The following is a 20830-nucleotide window of genomic DNA, read 5'->3' as shown; positions in this document are numbered from 1 at the left end:
CCTTTAATTTACGTGTGTATTTTGCCACTCCTTGTCAAAAGGACAATGTTCACAAGACAAGGAATGAAAAAGGTTTTGCATAGAAAGTTATGATAAGTAATGTTTGTATATGACATTTAAAAATAGCTATAAGAAGGCATATTAAAAATGTTATGTTATGCACATTAGTTGTTCGAATAGATCAAAGGACGGGTTTAGTTTTTCTTGCATGGGGGTAGAAAGAAAGATAAATTGTTCATAGGCATCAAAAAATGGGTCAAAGGTTTCTACATAATGATTAGCCTTGCTGATGGAGTATCTGGCAATAGTGGTCACAGTCATTTGCCCGTTGACTAGTTGTTGTGTAAGCAACTTCAACACCTCCATTCTTAAATTATTCTATTGTCTTCCAGTGGTAAAAACTGTCATGCGCATGACAGAATAGTAAATTTAGTTGGACGAGTAAAATAACTTAAAACATTACAAATATTCAAACAATTCAGTTAAGATAATTCTAACTCAGAACGTTCGTAAACGTCAAGTAGTTTCAGAATTTATTATTAGGAAAAATTTCGACATAATGCTGAGACTTGCAGAATTATTTGTTAGCATAATAGAAAAAACAAGGGATGAGTAGGGTTTAAAAGAACTCTACCATCACTTGCTTGCCATTTTCTTTGAGCAGGTCTGCCAATTCTCTGGCAAATCTAGTTTTGACCACAGGCTTTGCCGGCAGGCTCAAACTTCTTTGGGACTTGTTAACGGCCATGCCCACCAGAAGAGAAATGGAATCAGCCTGTACAAGGGCTTGGGCTAAAAGATCAGCATCGTTGTTATCCGTGTCAAGGGAGCCAGTTATGCCTGAGTCGCGAAACATATTTAGCACCTGACTTAGGATTAGTGTTCCATCTGTGACTAATATTAACCCAGTCACTTCTTCAGCACTTATTCCAGCTTCTTTTATTACCCTGGTAACCATGCCTGCTGTACTGGCGCCACATATTATTTTATTTCCTGGTTCAGCCAGGAACATTGACACCATACGGCGGTCATCCTCAGGATATTTGGCAGGCCCAATGAGCAGAGTAAGATGTCTTTTTTGCATAATAATCACCGACTTTATTCTACCATAAAAAAGCAGGTGCTAACCACTGGCAGCACCTGCAAAATAGTTATTTTATAATAATCTAGGAGCAACCGCAGCAACCACTCCCGCTGCATTTTGATTTAAGGGTATCCACCACGTTTTCTGGACTGACGCTCAAGATTTGATCATTAAACTTAACGGATACGCCTTCACCGCAACTCTCCAGGCAGAATACACCCTTAAGTTTTACTGGCATTTCAAGAAGCTTCTCTACTACAGCCAGGGAACCTTTTTTCAGGCAGCCTTCGCCAAGACATACAGTAACTTCTGGACCCTCGGCATCTTTGATAACAATATCGTTACCGGCTATCTGCCGTTTGGGGTGGTAATGGGTATGAAGATCATGATGGGTCTCATGGTTGCAGCAGCCGCCCCAATATTTGTTGAAGATCTTATCAAGATCTTCGTTATCCTGGGCCTTGTGTAGAACCATCTTAGAATCTATATTGTAAATCTCTGTGGCTCTGGTTTGACGGGCTTTAGAATCATTTTGACAGGGTTGACCGCCACCGCCGACACAACCACCAGGACAAGCCATAACTTCAACAGCATGGACATCCAGTTCACCGGACTGTATTTTTTGGATTAAGGCTTCTGTTGCTGCCAAACCGTTAACAACAGCCAGGCTTAGTTTAATATCATTAACCGATAGGCTGGCAATCTTTGTATCATCCATACCCCGGGTAAACTCTACATCTACACGCCCCTGGGCATTTAAGAGCTTGCCTGCCACATAACGGATAACAGATTCCATTACGCCGCCGGTTGCCCCAAAGATTACACCGGAGCCTGTGGCTTGCTCCATGGGCTGATCAAAGGCAGAGTCTTCAAGGGAGTCGAAGATGATACCAGCTTCCCGGAATAGGCGGGCAGCTTCGACTGTAGTTAATACAGCATCAACATCATATACTCCGTCGGTCATGAACTCTGGACGCTTAGCTTCGTACTTTTTGGCGGTGCAGGGCATGATGGAGACTACAAACATATCTTCAGCTTTAATGCCCAGATCCTGGGTATATTTCTTTTTCAATACAGAACCAAACATTTGCTGAGGTGAACGGCAGGTAGAAACATTATTTAGCAGTTCAGGATGGAATTGCTCAGCATATTTAACCCAGCCAGGGCAGCAGGAGGTAAAGAGTGGTAGATTCTTACCTTCGGTAACCCGGCCTAAAAATTCATTAGATTCTTCAATAGTAGTCATGTCAGCGGTAAATACGGTATCAAATACCTTATCAAAGCCCACTTTACGTAATCCGGCAACTAACTTGGCTGTAACATCTACCGAGCCAAGGCCGAACTCTTCACCCAGGGCGGCCCTTGGTGCAGGAGCTATCTGACAAACCACAGTCTTTTTAGGATCTCTAAGGGCAGCCCAAACCTCATCAATGGCTGTGGAATTAGAGGAAAGGGCACCGCAGGGGCATACTGCAATACATTGTCCGCAGTTAATGCAAGCAGATTCAGCTAAGGGCTGATCCATTGCAGCAACGATCTCGGTACGGGACCCACGATTTTTGAAATCCCAAACACCGACACCCTGTTTTTCTTTACAAATTCTCACACAAAGACCACAGAGGATGCATTTATTTGGATCACGTACTATAGATAGACTGCTGTTATCAAGTGCTTCACACTGGCTGCGGCTGGGGAAACGCAGTCTCTTAATACCATAATCATTAGCATACTTTTGTAATTTGCAAGCACCGCTGGCATCGCAAGTGGTACATTCACGGTCGTGGTTTGCTAAAAGAAGCTCTAGAACCATCTTGCGTACTCTGTTTACCCGTCCGGAGTTGGTGAAGACAACCATTCCGTCAATGGGTGCAGTAGAACAGGAGGCTTGCACACCCATTCTCTCAATTTCAACAACACATAGACGACAAGCTCCTACTACTGATAATTCAGGATGGTAACAAAGGGTAGGAATATCAATACCTGCATTTCGAGCTACCGCAAGAATATTTTTTTCGTCAGTAAAATCTATTAATTGTCCATTTATGGTTATTTTTCCACTCATCCACTTCACGCCCTTTCTCTAAATATCAAGCGTACTACCTGGTGCCAATTGCGCCAAACTTACATTTCTCAGCACAAGCGCCGCACTTCAGGCATAACTCAACATTGATGGTATGAGGTTGTTTCTTCTCACCGGAAATTGCACCTGCTGGGCAAATCCTTGTGCAAAGGGTGCAACCCTTACATTTTTCAGCATCAATGTAGTATTCCTTCAGGGCCTGGCAGGCTCCGGCTGGGCATTTTTTATCCCGAACGTGGGCCACATATTCATCCCTGAAGTAGCGGAGAGTAGTAAGAACGGGGTTAGGAGCAGTTTTTCCCAAGCCGCAAAGGGAACCGTCTTTAACATCTTGAGCCAGCTCTTCTAAAAGAACTAGGTCTGCTTCGGTACCTTTGCCTTCGGTAATCTTGGTTAACATGGCTAACATTTGCTTGGTACCTTCACGACAAGGAACACACTTGCCACAGGATTCATTTTGTACAAAGCCCATGAAGAACTTAGCAGTTTCAACCATACAGGTGTCATCACCCATAACTACCAAGCCACCGGAGCCAATCATTGCTCCAACCTTCATGAGTTCGTCATAATCCAGGGGTAAATCAAGCTTTTCTTCTGTTAAGCAGCCGCCCGAGGGGCCGCCAATCTGTACGGATTTATATTTCTTTCCTTCCCTTAAGCCACCACCTATATCAAATACGATTTCCCGTAGAGTCATACCCATAGGCACTTCAACGAGACCGGTATTTTGAATTTGTCCAGCCAAAGCAAAGGTTTTTGTACCTGCACTGGATGCTGTACCGAAGCCCTTAAACCAAGCTGCTCCGTTAAGGATAATAGCAGGTAGGTTAGCCAGGGTTTCGACGTTATTAATAACGGTGGGACAGCCCCAGAGACCTTTTACTGCAGGGAAAGGAGGACGGGGACGGGGCATACCGCGCTCGCCTTCAATGGAGGCAATAAGGGCTGTTTCCTCACCGCATACAAAGGCTCCAGCACCTTCTTTAATGTTTATTTTAAAACTAAACCCTGTTCCTAAAATGTTGTTGCCAAGAACCCCAAGGGCTTCAGCATCCACAATAGCTTTTTTCATACGCTTGATGGCCAGGGGATATTCAGCACGGGCATAAATGTAACCTTCATCTGCCCCTATAGCAAAGCCGGCGATCATCATACCTTCAAGTACAGAGTGGGGGTTGCCTTCCATAACTGAACGATCCATAAAAGCACCCGGGTCACCTTCGTCGCCGTTACAGATAATGTATTTCTTGGGTCCAGGAGAAGAGGCCGCAAAGGACCACTTGCGTCCGGTGGGGAAACCGCCACCGCCACGGCCCCTGAGGCCGGAGTCTAATACTTCTTTGATTACTGCCTCAGAATTCATGCCTGATAAAATCTTACTGAGGGCTTGGTAACCACCGTGGGCAATATAATCATTTATATCATCAGGGTCAATACGTCCACAGTCTTTTAAGGTAACACGAACCTGACGCTTGTAAAATGGGTTTTCGTCCTGGGTTGTTACTTTTTCATTGGTATTAGGATCTGTATAAAGTAAACGATCAATTACTTCATTATTTACTATTGTTGCGTCAACAATTTCTTGGCAGTCAGACTCTTGGACCTTGCAATAGAGAAGTCCGGAAGGTTCAAAGCGAACCAGAGGACCCATTTGGCAAAAACCGTGACAACCGGAGATATTTACGCCGATGCCCTCATGGCCAACTTCCTTAACCAGATCTACCTCAGCCAACAAGCCCTTCTCTTGAACCAGATTTTTTAAACCTTCAAATACTTTAAGGGAACCGTTGGCTACACAGCCGGTTCCAGCACAGACCAAGATGCGCATTTTATTCTCGGACAGTGCAGATTTTGCCTTTTGCTGAAGTTTTATAAGCTCTTCGTGTGATTTTAGCATCTGTGGTCCCCCCTTAGTTTTCACTGGCAGTGGGTGCCAATTTTTTCATTACCTCTAAAATACCCTCCGCAGTCATTTGGCCATGAACTTCCTCATCAGCCACAACTACGGGGGCTAAGCCACATGCCCCTAAGCAGGAGACTGTCTCAACGGTGAACATTAGGTCATCGGTGGTCGGCTTATCGGCGGTAAGGCTAAGCTCTTTACGCAGAGCCATCATGATAGGCTCTGAGCCACGTACGTGACAAGCAGTACCGTCGCAAACACGGATAACATATTTACCCTTTGGTATAAGGGAGAACTGAGCGTAGAAGGTTGCCACTCCTAAAACGGTGGCTGGAGAAATTTTCATGGCTGTTGCTATGTAAGTTAATACTTCTTTAGGAAGATATCCGTATTCACTTTGAGTTTCTTGCAGGATAGCAATTAGGTGAGAGACCTTACCTTCATGACTGTCGATGATCTGCTGCAACTTAAGAAACTTTATATCTGTATTTTCCATCATAAACCCCCCTTTGGTTTAGGGACACCCTACAGGTCCTAGATTAATAGACAGTAATTCATTACCCTTACCTAACAGCAAAAACAGTCAAGAGACTTGTGTCACCACCCCTTTTCATTTTCTTTCTTAGGCAAGGACAAAGCTGTACACTTAAAAATTACGCTGACAATTAAATTGCACAAATGTCTAAAGAATAATACAATTAGTTAGTCAATTATATGATAGTAGTGAACCGTGGCACATAAAAAGAAATAATAAGCTTATAAAAGATAATTGAAGAAAGTAATGTCTTATCCCAGACATTTTGTTGCAATTTTTTATAAAAGTTAAAGATTCTGAATATATTATAGGCTTCGGGTGGAGAACTTGTCAATTAAAGAAATGGCAGAATTTGATTTAAGCGTTCAAAAATTTACACAAATAGAAAGAACAGTATGGCAATAAAAACAAGTATAAATAAGTAATCAAATCAGACAATATAGAAAATTCAAATAAATACATACATCAGAATTGTGAAGTTTTTAATCAATTTGTTTTGGTTTGCACCCTGAGGGAAATATGTGATATTATGAAGTTACTAATGGCCTAGCGGGGGGGTCTGTCTTCATTGAGTGGATTAGCAGACAAGCTGACACTATGGATTAAAGAAGAAATTGAAAAGGCCGGTGCTAAGGGAGCTGTTGTTGGTTTGAGTGGCGGTATTGATTCAGCCTGTGTGGCTGCCTTATGCAAAAGGGCTTTTCCGAGTGATGTCCTGGGAGTAATCATGCCTTGTCATAATTGCCCACAGGATGCGGGTGATGCTAAGCTGTTAGCTGAGCAACTGAATATACCCTATGAAGAAGTATTATTAAATGAGCCCTTTGAATGGTTTGTCAACCGCTTTACCGGCGAACCCTATGATGTTTACAGTAGTGACATGACCATTGCAAACATTAAGCCAAGGTTAAGAATGATAACTCTCTATTATTTAGCAGCCAGACATAACTATCTGGTTGTTGGTACCGGCAATAGGGCAGAATTAGTGGTAGGTCACTTTACTAAGTACGGTGATGGTGGTGTTGACCTGCTGCCAATTGCAAACCTTGTTAAGTACCAGGTGAAAGAGTTGGCTAAGGAATTAGGAATCCCACAGCAGATTATTGACAAAGCTCCCTCTGCTGGACTTTGGCTTGGTCACTGTGACGAGGAAGAAATGGGCATTACTTACAAAGAATTGGACCATTACATTATGACAGGAGAAGGTCCCGAAAGAGCAAAGGGCATTATTGAGGAACTTGCTAGAAAGAGGGAGCATAAAAAACATTTGCCTCCCATTCCCCCTAATTTATAAAGGGTGATATTGCTCTAAGAACGGCAAAGAGCTAATTTGTAAATGATGAACATGAAAAGCTAGGTGGCGCATTAGGTGCTAACCAAGCTTTTTTTGCGGATTATATGAAATTATCAATGCTTCGTAAAGGAAAGAGGGTTAAGCTATGTCGGGACATTCAAAATGGTCAACCATTAAGAGGAAAAAGGCAAAGATTGATGCCCAAAGGGGAAAGATTTTTACCAGATTGTCTAAAGAAATTATAATTGCAGCCAGAAACGGTGGGCCGGATCCGGCTGGCAATATGAGACTAAAAACTGCCATTGAGAAGGCAAAAGAAGCCAATTTGCCCAATGACAACATTCAAAGGGCAATCTTAAAGGGAGCAGGGGGCGGCGATGGTGCCAATTTTGAAGAGTTCGCCTATGAAGGCTATGGTCCGGGTGGAGTTGCCATACTACTTTATGTTGCCACAGACAACCGCAATCGAACCGCCGGAGAGGTAAGACATATCCTTTCAAAACATGGTGGCAACCTTGGTGAGACGGGTTGTGTCAGTTGGATGTTCTCTGAGAAGGGTGTAGTTGTAATTGAACGTTCTGAGTCAAGTATTAGTGAAGACGATTTAATGCTGGTTGCCCTTGAGGCAGGGGCAGACGATGTGAAGGTAGAAGAGGATAGCTTTGAGATTAATACCTCAACGGGTGACTTTGAGGCGGTTAAATCTGCATTGATTCAGCAAGGTATTCCCATTGCCCATTCTGAACTGGCAATGCTACCTCAAACCTATGTGAAGCTTCTGGGTGAAGAGGCTGAGAAGATGAATAAAATGATTGAACTGTTGGAAGATAATGATGACATACAGGCTGTTTATACAAACTTCGAGGCAGAGGAATAAAGATGACCGGATTACCGGCCAGGTATAAGATAAGTAAATAAATGGCAATACTAACCAACTAAGAAGGAGTTGGTTAGTATGTTGAAAAAAATGCTCTGGCTGGGCTTAGGTGCATTCATGGCCATGTTGTTAATTGTTGGTGGATTGATTGGGGGTAAAATATCAGAAGACGGCTCAAATGTTAAGCTAGCAATACTTCAGGTTTTTGCCAGTCCTGTGGAGCCAAGCTTGGCCTCTACCACCATGGTTTTGGAGGATAATCTTTATATATGTGGCAATATTGAGGAATTGTCCAAAAAGCCTTTGAGTGCCTATAACATAAGTACGGAAAAAGAAATTAGGGAAAAATTCTCCGGGCCAGGTATTTCCGTAGATATAAGGCAGGATGAAATATTGGTGCAAAGAAAAATTAATGACTTTTGCAGTTATCATAAAGATTTTAGACATTTAGGCATTTATGACAATAAACTGGCCATTTACCAGGGGCCCGTGGGCTACAACCAGAAATTGATTAAGGTGGAACAAAATCTGCCCCTGGAAAAATTATCTGCAAGTTTCCAGGTTAAGCTTCAGCAATCTATGAATTTTTTTCAAATGACTCCTGAGACCCAGGCCAACATAAGATACGAATTGGAATTTTCAAATGAAGACAGACTTAATGCTGTGCTGGAAAACTTGGATGAGATGCATTAAAATGACCCGCCTCCCGGGTTATTTTTTTGTTGGTTAATCCCATCTACAGAACGCCAGTTTGTAGTATAATATTACCAATGTATTTATTAATTGGGGGTAGGAATGATTATATTAGGTATAGATCCTGGAACAGCCATTACTGGTTTTGGAGTGGTGGAGTCTGTGGGAAATAAATACAAGCCAATTAATTACGGCTGTTTGAGAACCGGCCCTGAGCTTTCGCTGGATCTACGGCTAAAGCTATTATATCAAGGTATTATGGAAGTAATAGTCAAATACCGACCCGTTCAGGTAGCCGTGGAGGAACTCTTTTTCAATAAGAATGCCCGAACTGCATTGGCTGTGGGACATGCCAGGGGTATTGCAATGCTGGCTGCTGCTAACTCAGGCATTGAAGTATCTGAATATACTCCCCTTCAGGTGAAACAATCTGTTACCGGCTATGGTAAGGCTGAAAAGAAGCAGGTTCAATTTATGGTCAAAACCCTTTTGTCCCTAAATGAAATCCCAAGGCCCGATGATGTGGCGGACGCCCTAGCTGTGGCTATTTGTCACGCTCACTGGAGTTCAAACAGAGGAGGCCTTTTAAGATGATTGCTTACGTTAAAGGTAAACTGGCTGCCACTGGTTTAGGCTGGGCGGTGGTGGATGTAAATGGTATGGGCTACCGACTTTATGTGCCAACACAACCGGAGCCGGTGAGCCAGGGCCAAGAGATTAAGTATTTTACCCACATGGCTGTAAGGGAAGATGGTATAACCCTCTATGGATTTTTACAGGAGGAAGAGTTAGAGTGTTTTCTCTCCTTGCTGGAGGTAGCCGGGGTTGGGCCAAAGGTAGCCTTGGCTGTTGTTTCCTGTCTTAAGCCTGAGGCATTAAAGGCGGTAATTGCCTGTGGTGATGTTAATCAACTGGTCAAGGTTCCAGGGGTGGGTAAAAAGACCGCCCAGCGTATATTACTGGAACTGAAGGATAAGCTCAAGGGGCCTGTGGCTGTGGCAGGAACTATAGAGGTAATTAACTCTCCGACTGGTTCTGAGGATGAAGTACTGCTGGCCCTGCAAACCCTTGGTTATGGTCAGAACGAGGCCAGGGACGCACTAAAGAAAGCCAATGATAAGCATTTAGGTGCTGATGTAGCCAGCTTAATAAAAGCTGCTTTAAAAGAACTGGCCCCGGCCAGATAACCGGAGGTTTTTATGACAGATAGGCTGGTTTCACCCTCTAATCAATTTGAAGATAATGATATAGAAATGGGGCTACGCCCCAGGAAACTAAATGAATATATTGGTCAACAGAAAGCTAAAGAAACTATTTCAATATTTATTGAGGCAGCAAGGCAAAGGGTAGAAGCTCTGGACCATGTTTTACTCTTTGGACCCCCGGGTCTTGGAAAAACAACCCTTAGCAACATTATAGCTAATGAAATGGGAGTAAATATACGCACCACTTCTGGTCCAGCCATAGAGCGCCAGGGGGATTTGGCAGCAATTTTAACTAATCTATCTCCTGGAGATGTTTTGTTTATAGATGAGATACACCGTCTAAGCAGGGCAGTGGAGGAAATACTCTATCCGGCCATGGAGGATTTTGCCCTTGATATTGTACTGGGAAAAGGTCCGGGAGCTCGTTCAATACGTTTGGATTTACCCAAGTTTACTCTCATTGGGGCAACCACCAGGGCTGGAATGTTAGCCTCACCCTTGAGAGATCGCTTTGGTATAATCAGCCGTCTGGAGTTTTATTCTACCGAAGACCTGACCAAAATAGTTACCAGGGCTGCCCAGATTCTTAATGTTTCCATTGAAGCAAAGGGAGCTGAGGAAATAGCCCGCCGTTCCAGGGGCACGCCCAGGGTGGCCAACAGACTGTTAAAGCGGGTTCGTGATTATGCCCAGGTCCGTGCAGAGGGAGATATAACCCTGGACGTGTCCATTAACGCCCTGGAGTTCTTTGAGGTGGATCCCCTGGGTTTAGACCATACCGACCGTAGACTTCTCCGGGCGGTAATTGAGAAATTTAATGGAGGACCGGTTGGCTTGGATACCATAGCAGCTGCCACCAGTGAAGAACCTGATACAGTAGAGGATGTGCTAGAGCCCTTCCTTATGCAGCTTGGCTTTCTGGCCAGGACACCAAGGGGCCGAATTGTTACACCCCAGGCTTATAGGCATCTAGGTTTACCTGTAAAGGAAACCCCTTTAGAGAGGGTCGAGCAGGAGAAACTTTTCTGAGCAGGTAACCAGTGAGGAGCATATAATTTATGGAGGATTACGGCCCAATAAAATGTGCATACTGATAAAGCTTATATTACTTTAATTAATATGGAGAAATTTTTATGAAGAAGCTGCTACTGCATACCTGTTGCGGTCCCTGTTCCATCTACCCCCTTCAATCCCTGCAAAATAAAGACTATGATGTTTACGGACTTTTTTATAATCCCAATATACACCCTTATACAGAGTTCAAAAAACGCAGGGATCAATTGGAAGATTATGCCCAAAAGCAAGCTTGGAAAGTGATTTTTGATGAAAACTATGGGCTGGAGGAATACCTGCAAGAAGTGGTACATCGGGAGATCAGGCGCTGCCAGCTATGTTATAATATGAGACTTAAAAGGACAGCCCAAATGGCTAAAAAGGGAAACTTTGATGCCTTTAGTACTACCCTTTTGGTAAGTCCCTTTCAAAAACACGAGCTAATTAAGGAATTGGGAGAAACCCTGGGTCAACAGTATGATGTAGAATTTTACTACGAAGATTTTCGCCCAGGCTTTAAAGAGGCCACAGCAAAATCAAAGGAACTGGAAATGTATAGACAGCAATATTGTGGTTGTATTTACAGTGAAAAGGACAGGTACTATCGCCCGGTAAGACCAAAATCCGATGGGAGGTAAAAATATATGGCACCCTTAGAAACCATGGCCAGAATGCTGGTTATTTTGGGGATTCTTATGGTAGTGGTAGGAGGCCTGCTGCTGCTGGCAGGACGTATACCAGGTGTAGGTAAACTGCCTGGAGATATCTTCATTCAAAGGGGAAACTTTACCTTCTACTTTCCCGTAGCAACATCCATAATTTTAAGCATCCTATTAACCCTAGTACTAAGTTTTTGGTTCAGACGCTAAATGAGTAAAGTGAGTCAGGGAAGGTATCCTGACTCGCTTTTTGTTAATGAAAACCTATTTCAACTAACTAAAACTCTACGAAAGAGCCTCCCTGGCTCAAAAGGTGGAAATGGAATTTGGGGGAAGGAATAAGGGGTAACATGTCGAATAGTTGTATTTGAGTAAATGTGTGCCAGGTTATTTTCCAAATGCAGGAGGTTAGGCCATGCAGCATAGGTCAGGCAGCAGGTTAGTTACTTTTGTTTTAATGGTGCTACTTTTGTTTTCTATTTCTAGTACAGCCTTTGCAAATACAGGTGACTATAGGGTTAGAATTGGATTGGTAACAAACGGAGAAAGCTTGGGTTTTAGAGCTAATGCTAATTTCCAGTTAGTTAACTTATCAACAGGAACAGTTATATCTGAGGTAAAATCCGGTGAACAGTGGCAGATACAAAAATCTAATGATGCCCTTTCCATCATTAAGAATGGCACTCAGATAGGGATATTTGACTCTGCTGTTGCCGTCAGGCAATTTACCGGCAAGCCTGTTACTATCTACTCGGCAGAGAGTGCTGCCATAGCCAGTGGGTCTGAATTGTTTGCTGTGACTGACAATGGAACTGTGACAAATATTGGTTCTAATTTAAATAACTTAAATATAATTTCTTCCCAGGGTATGTCCCAAATATCATCCGGGTCCAGTGAGACAGGTCTCCTAACATTGGAGGGACCTAGTGGGAGCAAAAGGTACCGGGGTGAATTGGAATTTAAGATCGATGGCAATGGTAAGATGCTGGCCATAAATGTAGTTCCGGTGGAGGAATATCTCTACGGGGTAGTGCCATCGGAGATGCCTTCTTCCTTCGGGCATGAGGCTCTTAAAGCACAAGCCCTGGCAGCTCGTACATATGCCCTAAGGGCTACATTGGCCCAGCCAAATAAAGATTATCAGCTGGTTGCCACCGATGCCAGTCAGGTATATGGTGGGTTTGATGCCGAGTCTTCCATAGTAAGCAGGGCCATACAGGAGACTGCCGGAGAAATTATAACCTATGAGGGAAAGCCAATAGACGCTGTATTCTTCTCCTCCAGCGGGGGCTTTACTGAGAATAGTGAAGAGATTTGGAGAAACTTCTTTCCTTATTTAAGGTGGAAGGAAGACCCCTTCGATGCTAATAATAATCACTATAACTGGGTAGTAAATTACACTGCTGATCAGCTTACCTACCAAGTTAATCAGGGGTTGGCCAGGCTTGGTATTTCTCAAGTCTTTTCCAAGGTTAATGAATTAGAAGAGGTGGCCAGAACTTCTTCCGGGGCCAGGGTAAGGGTGATGAAGATACATGGCTACAGTGATGATGGCGGGGATCTTACTTTAGACATATCAAATGCCGATAGTGTGAGAATCGCTCTGGGATTAAAAAGTTCTTTATTCAACTTTGAGCAGCAAATGGATGAGTGGGGTAAATTTTCATCCATTACCATCACCGGTAGCGGTTGGGGCCATGGCATTGGATTATCACAGTATGGAGCCAGGGGCATGGCTGCCCAGGGTTATAACTATAGAGAAATACTGGAATACTATTATACAGGCATAAAGATTCTGCCTAATTATGGATTATAGGTAAAGGAGTACCTGTTTCTTGAAGCTATCAGATTTCGATTTTGAGCTCCCTGAAGAATTAATTGCCCAGGAACCCTTAGCTAAAAGAGATCATTCCAGGCTTCTAGTGGTTCACAAGGATCGGGACAGTTTTGAACACAGACAATTCAAGGACCTAATCGGTTATTTGAAATCCGGGGATGTCCTTGTAATGAATGATACCAAGGTTCTCCCTGCTAGGATATTTGGCACCAGGATTTCCACCGGGGCCAAAATTGAAGTACTACTGCTAAAGCAGGTTAGCGAGAGAAGATGGGAAACATTGGTTAAGCCCGGCAAGAGAGCCAGGGTTGGAGATAGAATCAGCTTTGGCAATGGTCTGATGGACGGGGAAATAATTGACCATACCGATGCGGGTGGACGAATTATTGAATTTTGTTACCGGGAACCTTTTTTGCAAGTGTTGGAGCGTATTGGAACAATGCCGCTGCCACCTTACATTAAAAAACCGCTGGAGGATCAAAAGCGCTACCAGACGGTTTATGCCCGGCAAGAGGGGTCAGCAGCGGCTCCTACCGCCGGGCTTCATTTTACCCCCGAACTACTTGGAGAAATAAAGCTTAAGGGGGTAAAGCTGGCAAATGTACTGCTCCATGTAGGTCTAGGAACCTTTAGACCGGTACAGGTTGAGGATATCACTAATCACCAAATGCATGAGGAATTTTTCGAAATGACACCGGAGTCTGCCGGTATCATTAACGATGCCAGACAAAAAGGAGGCAGGGTCATTGCGGTGGGCACCACCAGTGTTCGCTGTCTGGAAACCTCCTCCAATAACGAGGGTATAGTTATACCCGGCTCCGGCATGACTGATATTTTTATTTATCCAGGATATAAATATAAGTTGGTTGAAGGATTGATTACAAATTTTCATTTACCAAAATCAACTCTCCTTATGTTGGTAAGTGCCTTTGCCGGAAGGGAGAGAATGCTGGAGGCTTACAGGCTGGCTGTGGCTGAAAGATACAGGTTTTTTAGTTTTGGAGATGCAATGTTTATTATTTAGGAGGCTACCATGCCAGTAAAGATTACCGTAGAAAAAGAAGAAAAATATACTAGGGCTAGGCTTGGCAAGCTAAGCACACCCCACGGAGAAGTTGAAACCCCTATTTTTATGCCCGTTGGTACCCAGGCCACTGTAAAGACCATGACCCCCGAAGAGGTTCATCAAACGGGAGGTAGGCTAATACTAAGCAATACCTACCACCTCTACCTTAGACCGGGACATGACTTGGTAAGGGAAGCCGGTGGGTTGCATAAATTTATGAATTGGCATGGCCCAATTTTAACCGATAGCGGAGGCTTCCAGGTATTTAGCCTGGGTCCCCTTAGAACCATTACTGAAGAAGGAGTTACCTTCCGATCCCATATTGATGGTTCTAAGCACCTATTTACCCCTGAAAAGGTTATGGAAATTGAACAAGCTTTGGGTGCAGATATTGCCATGGCCTTTGACGAGTGTGCCCCCTATCCCTGTGATAAGGAATACGCCATTGCTGCCCTGGAGAGGACAACCCGCTGGGCTGAAAGGTGTAAGAAGGTCCATAACAGAAAGGATCAGGCCCTGTTTGGTATTATTCAGGGCGGAGTATTTAATGATCTAAGGGAGCGAAGTGCCAAGGAATTATTAGCAATGGATTTTCCAGGCTATGGCATTGGTGGACTTTCAGTGGGTGAACCAAAGGATTTAATGTATGATGTATTGGATCATTTAATACCCTTGATGCCCAAGGATAAGCCAAGGTATTTAATGGGGGTGGGTTCACCGGATTGTTTAATTGAAGGGGTTATCAGGGGGGTAGATATGTTTGACTGTGTATTGCCCACCCGGATAGCACGAAATGGAACGGTATTCACCCATAAAGGGAAATTAACGGTTCGCAATGCGGAATTTGCCAGGGATTTTCGTCCCATGGACGAGCAGTGTGACTGCTATGCCTGCCAAAATTATTCCAGGGCTTATATCAGGCATTTGATTAAAGCAGATGAAATATTGGGTATAAGACTTACTACAATACATAATTTGCATTTTATTCAACAGTTAATGGAAAATATAAAGGATGCAATCAGGCAAGATAGACTCCTTCAATATAGACAGGAATTTTTACAGCATTTTAATTTAGGTTAAATTTTCTCCAACTGGCAGGGAAATACTGTTAGAAGGAAGAAACTTGTATTCTATAATATAAAAGGGGGGTTTTGCATTGGATTTTTTCGGTCCGCAAACAGCTTCAATAATTTATATTGTTGCTCTATTTGCTATTCTTTATTTCTTAATGATTAGACCTCAGCAGAAACGCCAAAAACAACATACCACCATGATCAATGCATTGAAAGTAGGAGATCATATTGTAACTGTTGGGGGACTTCTTGGTTCTATTATAAAAATGAAGGATACAACTGTAATCATCAGGGTGGCAGATAAGGTTCATATTGAGATCTTAAAGAATGCCATTTCTCAGGTTACCGAATCATCAGAGGAAGCTTAGATAAGACTTACTGACATTTAAACTAATAAATAAACGTCTGTATGAAGGTTAACTAATGTTGTCATACAGACGTTTGTCGTCTAGGAGTTCTTTAATTATATGCAATTTGTAATAATAGTAGGAAACCTCCTGCTTTAAATTATATTATAGTGTTTATGCTAGTCATAGGGGTGATGGTTACAGTGTCGATAAACCTTGATGACATCAAGGCAAATCCTGTACTGGATGCTTGTATAAGAAAGGGAAATGAATACCTGGGGGTAATGGGCTTTACGGAGCACAGCTACAGACATATTAATCTGGTTTCCAGCATTGCCCGAAACATTTTAGAAAAACTTGGTCATAGTAAAAGGGAATGCGAACTGGCTGCCATTGCAGGCTATCTACATGATATTGGTAATGTGGTAAGCCGCAATGACCATGGTATTTCAGGGGCCAACATTGTTTTTCCTATTCTATTAAATATGGGTATGCCTCCGGAAGAGGTTTGCACAGTGGTTTCCGCCATCGCTAACCATGAGGAGCAATATGGTTATCCTGTTAATGCCGTGGCGGCGGCTTTGATCGTGGCAGACAAATCAGATGTCCACCGTTCCAGGGTTCGCAACCAGGATTTTGCCACCTTTGATATTCACGACAGGGTAAATTATGCAGCTTCCCACGCTTTTGTGTTTGTTAATGATGACCAAAGAACCATAACAATGGAATTGAATATTGATATTGAGATATGTCCGGTAATGGAGTACTTTGAGATATTCCTTGCACGAATGATACTGTGCAGGAGGGCGGCCAGCTATCTTGGCTGCAATTTCGAATTAGTAATAAACGGCTCAAAACTGCTCTAGACATCAAAATAGCTTAATTGACAGTCTGATTTTGGAGGTATATAATTAATTTTGTTTATTTGCAGTATAAAAAGGGGGAAAATTGGACATGAGATGGGGCAGTGTTCTTAGACTGTTTGCAGTTTTGATTGCTGTTGCCGTAATTGCGGTATTTAGCGTACAACCAGTACTACCCAATGTTAGTTGGCTGCCGCTTACCAAAGACATCCCGCTGGGGCTTGACTTGCGTGGAGGTGTCCATGTTACCCTGGAAGCCCAAAGCACACCCGATGCCGAGGTAAACCAGGATAATATGAATCAGCTTTTAAGAACCATTGAGCGACGTGTAAATGCCTTTGGCGTTTCTGAGCCTATTATTCAGCAGGAAGGCAGAAACAGAATCATTGTAGAGCTGGCAGGCATTCAAGACCCGGACGAAGCGGTTCGTTCAATTGTAAAGACTGCTTTTCTAGAGTTTAAGACCGAGGAAGGACAAACTATCCTAACCGGTGCTGACTTGAAAAATGCAATTGAATCAAAGGATTCTTTATCGGGACAAGTGGAAGTGGCTTTGGAGCTTAACGCCGAAGGAACAAGAAAGTTTGCCGAGGCTACATCTGCCAATGTAGGTAGAAGGATAGCCATTATTCTTGATGGACAGGTACTACAAAACCCCATGGTTCAGGAACCTATTACAGGCGGTAAAGCACGTATTACCGGCTATGCAGACCTGCCTGAGGCCCACACAGTGGCAGTATTACTAAAATCCGGTGCCCTGCCTCTAAAAACTGAGGTTATAGAAAAGCGTACCGTCGGTCCTACACTAGGTGCAGAGTCCTTGGACAAGTCCCTTAAGGCCGGTATCGTAGGAATTATTGCCATCGCCTTCTTTATGATTGGCTGGTATCGACTGCCTGGTTTAGTGGCTAATTTTGCCCTGATTGTATATGGACTTATCGTGATGGCTATATTTGCAGGAATGCATGTGGTACTGACACTGCCGGGCATTGCCGCCTTTATCCTATCCATGGGTATGGCAGTTGATGCCAACGTCATTATCTTTGAGCGTCTTAAGGAAGAGCTTAAGAGTGGCAAGACGCTGCGTTCTGCCATCGATTCAGGCTTTAAGCGTGCCTTTGTGGCCATCCTTGATTCTAACGTAACAACTCTGTTGGCGGCAGCTGTACTGTTCTACTTTGGAACTGGCCCCATTAAGAGTTTTGCTGTGGCCCTTTCGATTGGTATTTTAACCAGCATGTTCACCGCCATTACCTTTACCCGGTGGATGCTGCATAACACAGCTAGTACTGGAATAAAGAACTCCAAACTATATGGGGCGTAAGGGGGGAAAGATATGTTATTTCATGTTATAAAGCAACGTAAAAACTGGTATATTATCTCCCTGGCCATTCTTATTCTAGGGGTTGGTTCCCTGTTAACACAGGGTCTGAATCTGGGTATCGACTTTACAGGTGGTAATATCGTTGAATTGAGATTTGATCAACCTGTGGCAGTTCAAGATGTACGTGACACACTGGCTGAATTTAACCTGCAGGACAGCAGGGTGCAAAGCAGTGGGGAAAACACTTATTTAATAAGGACTAAAGTAATATCCCAGGAAGAAAGTGATCAGGCCTTTTCTGCCGTCAGTGAAAAATTGGGCGGAGCAACAGTTCTGAGAAATGAGCTGGTAGGGCCGGTAATTGGTAAGGAACTCACTAAGGATGCCCTTTTGGCCCTTGGGGTTGCCGGTATATTAATGGTTATATATATATCCTGGCGCTTTGAGTTTTTACAAGGTGTAGCTGCCATTGCTGCCATTTTACACGATGTGCTGGTGATGGTGGGTATGGCATCACTCCTGCAAATTGAAATTGAGAGTTTCTTTGTGGCAGCAGTGTTAACCATTGTTGGTTACTCCATTAACGGTACAATTATTATCTTTGACCGTGTTAGGGAGAACCTCCGCCTTAATAGGCGAGAGGATTTGGCAGAGCTGGTTAATAAATCAGTATGGCAAACCATGGGCCGTGCCATTAACACTAACTTAACAGTTGTAATAGTATTGCTAGCCCTAATATTCTTGGGAGGCCATACCATTCAAAACTTTGTAGCATTACTTCTGGTTGGTGTTCTTACAGGGACCTACACTTCAATTTTTATTTCCAGCACCCTTTGGTATGACTTAAGAAACAATCGTAAGAAAAGAAATCGTACTGTAAAATCTCCAGCGTAAACATATTAAGCGCGGGGTTCAGCCCTGCGCTAATTTTTTATTATTACTGGTTCCTGTTGATTGATAATCACCCAGCCACTTTTGTGTTATTGAAGGATAACTATGGAAACAATAGGTTTTAGTACAGGGGAAGTATAGTTAGGAGGTATTTTAATATGCTAGAAAAGATTACCACTGAAATTCAGGGCAATCGTATAATTGTAACGGTAATAGGACAAGACCGTGTTGGTATTATTGCTAAGGTTTCAGGTGTTTTGGCTGAAAACAACGTTAATATCTTGGATATTAGCCAAACCATTTTGCAAGAGTTCTTTGCCATGGTTCTAGTTGCCGATATGGTGAATAGTTCCATCGAGCTTGGTACTCTGAAAGAAACCTTAAATCAGCTGGGAAATGAGTTGGGGGTTAGAATTGATGCCCAGCATGAGGATGTATTCCGTTATATGCATAGGATTTAAGGTGTGACAAAGGGGGCAGTTAATATGTACAGCATGAATGAAGTTCTTGAAACTATTAGAATGGTGCAGGAAGAGAATCTGGATATACGAACCATTACAATGGGCATTAGTTTAAGGGATTGTTCAGATTCCGATTATAAAAAATCCTGCCAAAAAATATATGAAAAGATAACCCGCCTGGCGGGGAATTTAGTCAAGACTGGTGAAGAGATTGAAAGGGAGTACGGGATGCCCATTATCAATAAGCGCATTTCCATTACTCCTATGTCATTAATAGCTGAAGCAAGTAATGCTGATAACTATACTCCCTTTGCAGAGGCCATGGACCGGGCGGCCAAAGAGGTAGGAGTAAACTTCATCGGTGGTTTCTCAGCCTTAGTACATAAGGGATTTACCAAGGGTGACAGGATATTAATTAATTCTATTCCTGAGGCCCTTTCTAAAACAGAGAGAGTCTGCTCCTCGGTCAATGTTGGTACAACCAATGCCGGGATCAACATGGATGCAGTCTATTTAATGGGTAAGGTTGTCAAGGAATGTGCTGAATTAACAGCCCATAAGGATGGCCTAGCCTGTGCAAAGCTGGTGGTATTTTGTAATGTTCCTGAAGACAACCCCTTTATGGCCGGAGCGTTTCACGGTGTAGGTGAGCCCGAGTCCGTTATTAATGTGGGTGTGAGCGGTCCTGGCGTTGTAAAAATTGCCGTTGATAAGGTAAGGGGAGCTGATTTTGGCACCTTAGCTGAGACAGTAAAGAAGACAGCCTTTAAAATAACCCGTATGGGCGAACTGGTTGGACGGGCAGCAGCCAATAAGCTGGGAGTTCCCTTTGGCATAGTTGATCTTTCCCTGGCCCCTACCCCGGCTGTGGGTGATAGTGTGGCAGAGGTGTTAGAATCTATGGGCTTAGAACGTTGTGGAACCCATGGAACCACCGCAGCCCTGGCTCTGTTGAACGATGCTGTGAAAAAGGGCGGTGCCATGGCTTCCTCCTACGTTGGAGGTCTGTCTGGAGCCTTTATACCCCTCAGTGAAGATGCCGGCATGATTCGGGCAGCTGAATGTGGTGCCCTGACCCTGGAAAAACTTGAGGCCATGACCTGCGTATGCTCTGTGGGACTCGATATGGTTGCCATTCCTGGAGATACATCGGCTGAAACCATTGCAGCCATTATTGCCGATGAAATGGCCATAGGTATGGTTAACTTTAAGACCACCGCCGTACGTATTATTCCTGCACCTGGTAAAAAGGTTGGGGATAGTGTAGAGTTTGGTGGGCTTCTGGGATATGCACCCATTATCCCGGTGAAAAACTTTAGTGCAGTGGAATTTGTGTCCAGGGGTGGACGTATACCAGCACCTATCCAAAGTTTAAAGAACTAAAATCAGAAACAGCCCGGAATTTTTCTAAATTCTGGGCTTCAGATTGTTGAAAAAGATACAACTGGGTTTTAATAATCCCGAACAGCGACATTCGGAGCAGTGGAAACAGCGCTTCGCGAAGCTGAGGATGCGAAAATGGGTGCCCGGACATGGACGTCCGGGCAAGCCTGAGGTAAACACGATGTTTACTCGAAGGCGGCCC

Annotated in this window: 23 protein-coding genes; 17 read left to right on the top strand and 6 right to left on the bottom strand. The window is 43.5% G+C overall.

Translation table 11 applies throughout. The features are described from left to right. Positions 1-150: 150 nt before the first annotated feature. The 5 genes from P6N53_RS16685 to P6N53_RS16665 form a co-directional block, all read right to left on the bottom strand. Positions 151-351, bottom strand: a complete 201-nt coding sequence (locus P6N53_RS16685) for a hypothetical protein (protein WP_304545203.1) — start codon at positions 349-351, stop codon at positions 151-153. A 268-nt stretch (positions 352-619) separates the two neighbouring features. Continuing rightward, positions 620-1084, bottom strand: coding sequence for a phosphatase (locus P6N53_RS16680; protein ID WP_304545201.1), 465 nt, complete (start codon positions 1082-1084; stop codon positions 620-622). An 82-nt stretch (positions 1085-1166) separates the two neighbouring features. After that, positions 1167-3146: a [FeFe] hydrogenase, group A gene (locus P6N53_RS16675; RefSeq protein ID WP_304545199.1), complete on the bottom strand. Its 1980-nt coding sequence runs from the start codon at positions 3144-3146 to the stop codon at positions 1167-1169. Between the two features lie 34 nt (positions 3147-3180). Further along, positions 3181-5061, bottom strand: a complete 1881-nt coding sequence (locus P6N53_RS16670) for an NADH-quinone oxidoreductase subunit NuoF (protein ID WP_304545197.1) — start codon at positions 5059-5061, stop codon at positions 3181-3183. 13 nt (positions 5062-5074) lie between these two features. Next, positions 5075-5563 (bottom strand): NADH-quinone oxidoreductase subunit NuoE family protein, encoded by a 489-nt coding sequence (locus tag P6N53_RS16665; protein ID WP_304545218.1) that lies wholly within the window; start codon positions 5561-5563, stop codon positions 5075-5077. Positions 5564-6170: 607 nt separating this feature from the next. On the opposite strand from P6N53_RS16665, the gene nadE reads away from it, so the two are divergent. From nadE to P6N53_RS16580, 17 genes are all read left to right on the top strand, one after another. Then, positions 6171-6896 carry an NAD(+) synthase gene (gene nadE, locus P6N53_RS16660; protein ID WP_304545195.1) on the top strand — a complete coding sequence of 242 codons (726 nt, stop codon included), beginning with the start codon at positions 6171-6173 and terminating at the stop codon, positions 6894-6896. 145 nt (positions 6897-7041) lie between these two features. Beyond that, positions 7042-7773: a YebC/PmpR family DNA-binding transcriptional regulator gene (locus P6N53_RS16655; RefSeq protein WP_304545193.1), complete on the top strand. Its 732-nt coding sequence runs from the start codon at positions 7042-7044 to the stop codon at positions 7771-7773. Positions 7774-7851: 78 nt separating this feature from the next. Beyond that, entirely contained in the window at positions 7852-8466 is a 615-nt protein-coding gene (locus P6N53_RS16650; RefSeq protein WP_304545191.1) for a BofC C-terminal domain-containing protein, read from the top strand. Between the two features lie 102 nt (positions 8467-8568). Beyond that, positions 8569-9060 (top strand): crossover junction endodeoxyribonuclease RuvC, encoded by a 492-nt coding sequence (gene ruvC, locus P6N53_RS16645; RefSeq protein ID WP_304545189.1) that lies wholly within the window; start codon positions 8569-8571, stop codon positions 9058-9060. After that, positions 9057-9653, top strand: coding sequence for a Holliday junction branch migration protein RuvA (ruvA, locus tag P6N53_RS16640; RefSeq protein WP_304545187.1), 597 nt, complete (start codon positions 9057-9059; stop codon positions 9651-9653). The genes ruvC and ruvA overlap by 4 nt, the downstream gene beginning before the upstream one ends. A 12-nt stretch (positions 9654-9665) precedes the next feature. Next, complete coding sequence (ruvB, locus tag P6N53_RS16635) at positions 9666-10700, top strand: Holliday junction branch migration DNA helicase RuvB (RefSeq protein WP_304545185.1); 1035 nt, start codon at positions 9666-9668, stop codon at positions 10698-10700. A 104-nt stretch (positions 10701-10804) separates the two neighbouring features. After that, on the top strand, positions 10805-11362 hold the full coding sequence (locus P6N53_RS16630) for an epoxyqueuosine reductase QueH (RefSeq protein WP_304545183.1): 558 nt from the start codon (positions 10805-10807) through the stop codon (positions 11360-11362). A gap of 6 nt (positions 11363-11368) precedes the next feature. Next, positions 11369-11593, top strand: a complete 225-nt coding sequence (locus P6N53_RS16625; RefSeq protein ID WP_304545182.1) for a DUF2905 domain-containing protein — start codon at positions 11369-11371, stop codon at positions 11591-11593. A gap of 205 nt (positions 11594-11798) precedes the next feature. Then, the gene (locus P6N53_RS16620) at positions 11799-13199 is read left to right on the top strand and encodes a SpoIID/LytB domain-containing protein (RefSeq protein ID WP_304545180.1); all 1401 of its coding nucleotides are present in this window, start codon (positions 11799-11801) and stop codon (positions 13197-13199) included. Positions 13200-13218: 19 nt separating this feature from the next. Beyond that, positions 13219-14244 (top strand): tRNA preQ1(34) S-adenosylmethionine ribosyltransferase-isomerase QueA, encoded by a 1026-nt coding sequence (gene queA / locus P6N53_RS16615; protein WP_304545178.1) that lies wholly within the window; start codon positions 13219-13221, stop codon positions 14242-14244. A 9-nt stretch (positions 14245-14253) separates the two neighbouring features. Further along, positions 14254-15366, top strand: coding sequence for a tRNA guanosine(34) transglycosylase Tgt (gene tgt / locus P6N53_RS16610; protein WP_304545175.1), 1113 nt, complete (start codon positions 14254-14256; stop codon positions 15364-15366). Positions 15367-15442: 76 nt separating this feature from the next. Beyond that, entirely contained in the window at positions 15443-15727 is a 285-nt protein-coding gene (yajC, locus tag P6N53_RS16605; RefSeq protein ID WP_304545174.1) for a preprotein translocase subunit YajC, read from the top strand. 182 nt (positions 15728-15909) lie between these two features. Further along, positions 15910-16572 (top strand): HD domain-containing protein, encoded by a 663-nt coding sequence (locus P6N53_RS16600; RefSeq protein WP_304545173.1) that lies wholly within the window; start codon positions 15910-15912, stop codon positions 16570-16572. A gap of 88 nt (positions 16573-16660) precedes the next feature. Next, positions 16661-17893, top strand: coding sequence for a protein translocase subunit SecD (gene secD, locus P6N53_RS16595; protein ID WP_304545172.1), 1233 nt, complete (start codon positions 16661-16663; stop codon positions 17891-17893). Positions 17894-17905: 12 nt separating this feature from the next. Next, positions 17906-18787: a protein translocase subunit SecF gene (gene secF, locus P6N53_RS16590; RefSeq protein WP_304545171.1), complete on the top strand. Its 882-nt coding sequence runs from the start codon at positions 17906-17908 to the stop codon at positions 18785-18787. A 155-nt stretch (positions 18788-18942) separates the two neighbouring features. Then, entirely contained in the window at positions 18943-19245 is a 303-nt protein-coding gene (locus P6N53_RS16585; protein ID WP_304545168.1) for an ACT domain-containing protein, read from the top strand. Positions 19246-19269: 24 nt separating this feature from the next. Further along, on the top strand, positions 19270-20628 hold the full coding sequence (locus P6N53_RS16580; RefSeq protein WP_304545166.1) for a PFL family protein: 1359 nt from the start codon (positions 19270-19272) through the stop codon (positions 20626-20628). On the opposite strand, the gene P6N53_RS16575 is transcribed toward P6N53_RS16580, so the two are convergent. Continuing rightward, positions 20606-20830: hypothetical protein (locus tag P6N53_RS16575; RefSeq protein ID WP_304545164.1), on the bottom strand; the 225-nt coding region annotated here is incomplete at its 5' end. The genes P6N53_RS16580 and P6N53_RS16575 overlap by 23 nt on opposite strands.

This window comes from Desulforamulus aquiferis, from assembly GCF_030577015.1.
GTDB lineage: Bacteria > Bacillota > Desulfotomaculia > Desulfotomaculales > Desulfotomaculaceae > Desulfotomaculum > Desulfotomaculum aquiferis.
This window is presented reverse-complemented; position numbering and strand designations above follow the sequence as displayed.

Bases quoted from the DNA above. Each gene is read 5' to 3' on its own strand.
- P6N53_RS16670 (WP_304545197.1), bottom strand. From the start codon at position 5,061: ATGCTAAAATCACACGAAGAGCTTATAAAACTTCAGCAAAAGGCAAAA.
- P6N53_RS16680 (WP_304545201.1), bottom strand. From the start codon at position 1,084: ATGCAAAAAAGACATCTTACTCTGCTCATTGGGCCTGCCAAATATCCT.
- ruvA (WP_304545187.1), top strand. From the start codon at position 9,057: ATGATTGCTTACGTTAAAGGTAAACTGGCTGCCACTGGTTTAGGCTGG.
- P6N53_RS16580 (WP_304545166.1), top strand. From the start codon at position 19,270: ATGTACAGCATGAATGAAGTTCTTGAAACTATTAGAATGGTGCAGGAA.
- P6N53_RS16665 (WP_304545218.1), bottom strand. From the start codon at position 5,563: ATGGAAAATACAGATATAAAGTTTCTTAAGTTGCAGCAGATCATCGAC.
- secF (WP_304545171.1), top strand. From the start codon at position 17,906: ATGTTATTTCATGTTATAAAGCAACGTAAAAACTGGTATATTATCTCC.
- P6N53_RS16625 (WP_304545182.1), top strand. From the start codon at position 11,369: ATGGCACCCTTAGAAACCATGGCCAGAATGCTGGTTATTTTGGGGATT.
- secD (WP_304545172.1), top strand. From the start codon at position 16,661: ATGAGATGGGGCAGTGTTCTTAGACTGTTTGCAGTTTTGATTGCTGTT.
- tgt (WP_304545175.1), top strand. From the start codon at position 14,254: ATGCCAGTAAAGATTACCGTAGAAAAAGAAGAAAAATATACTAGGGCT.
- ruvC (WP_304545189.1), top strand. From the start codon at position 8,569: ATGATTATATTAGGTATAGATCCTGGAACAGCCATTACTGGTTTTGGA.
- ruvB (WP_304545185.1), top strand. From the start codon at position 9,666: ATGACAGATAGGCTGGTTTCACCCTCTAATCAATTTGAAGATAATGAT.
- P6N53_RS16655 (WP_304545193.1), top strand. From the start codon at position 7,042: ATGTCGGGACATTCAAAATGGTCAACCATTAAGAGGAAAAAGGCAAAG.
- P6N53_RS16650 (WP_304545191.1), top strand. From the start codon at position 7,852: ATGTTGAAAAAAATGCTCTGGCTGGGCTTAGGTGCATTCATGGCCATG.
- P6N53_RS16630 (WP_304545183.1), top strand. From the start codon at position 10,805: ATGAAGAAGCTGCTACTGCATACCTGTTGCGGTCCCTGTTCCATCTAC.
- P6N53_RS16620 (WP_304545180.1), top strand. From the start codon at position 11,799: ATGCAGCATAGGTCAGGCAGCAGGTTAGTTACTTTTGTTTTAATGGTG.
- P6N53_RS16585 (WP_304545168.1), top strand. From the start codon at position 18,943: ATGCTAGAAAAGATTACCACTGAAATTCAGGGCAATCGTATAATTGTA.
- P6N53_RS16675 (WP_304545199.1), bottom strand. From the start codon at position 3,146: ATGAGTGGAAAAATAACCATAAATGGACAATTAATAGATTTTACTGAC.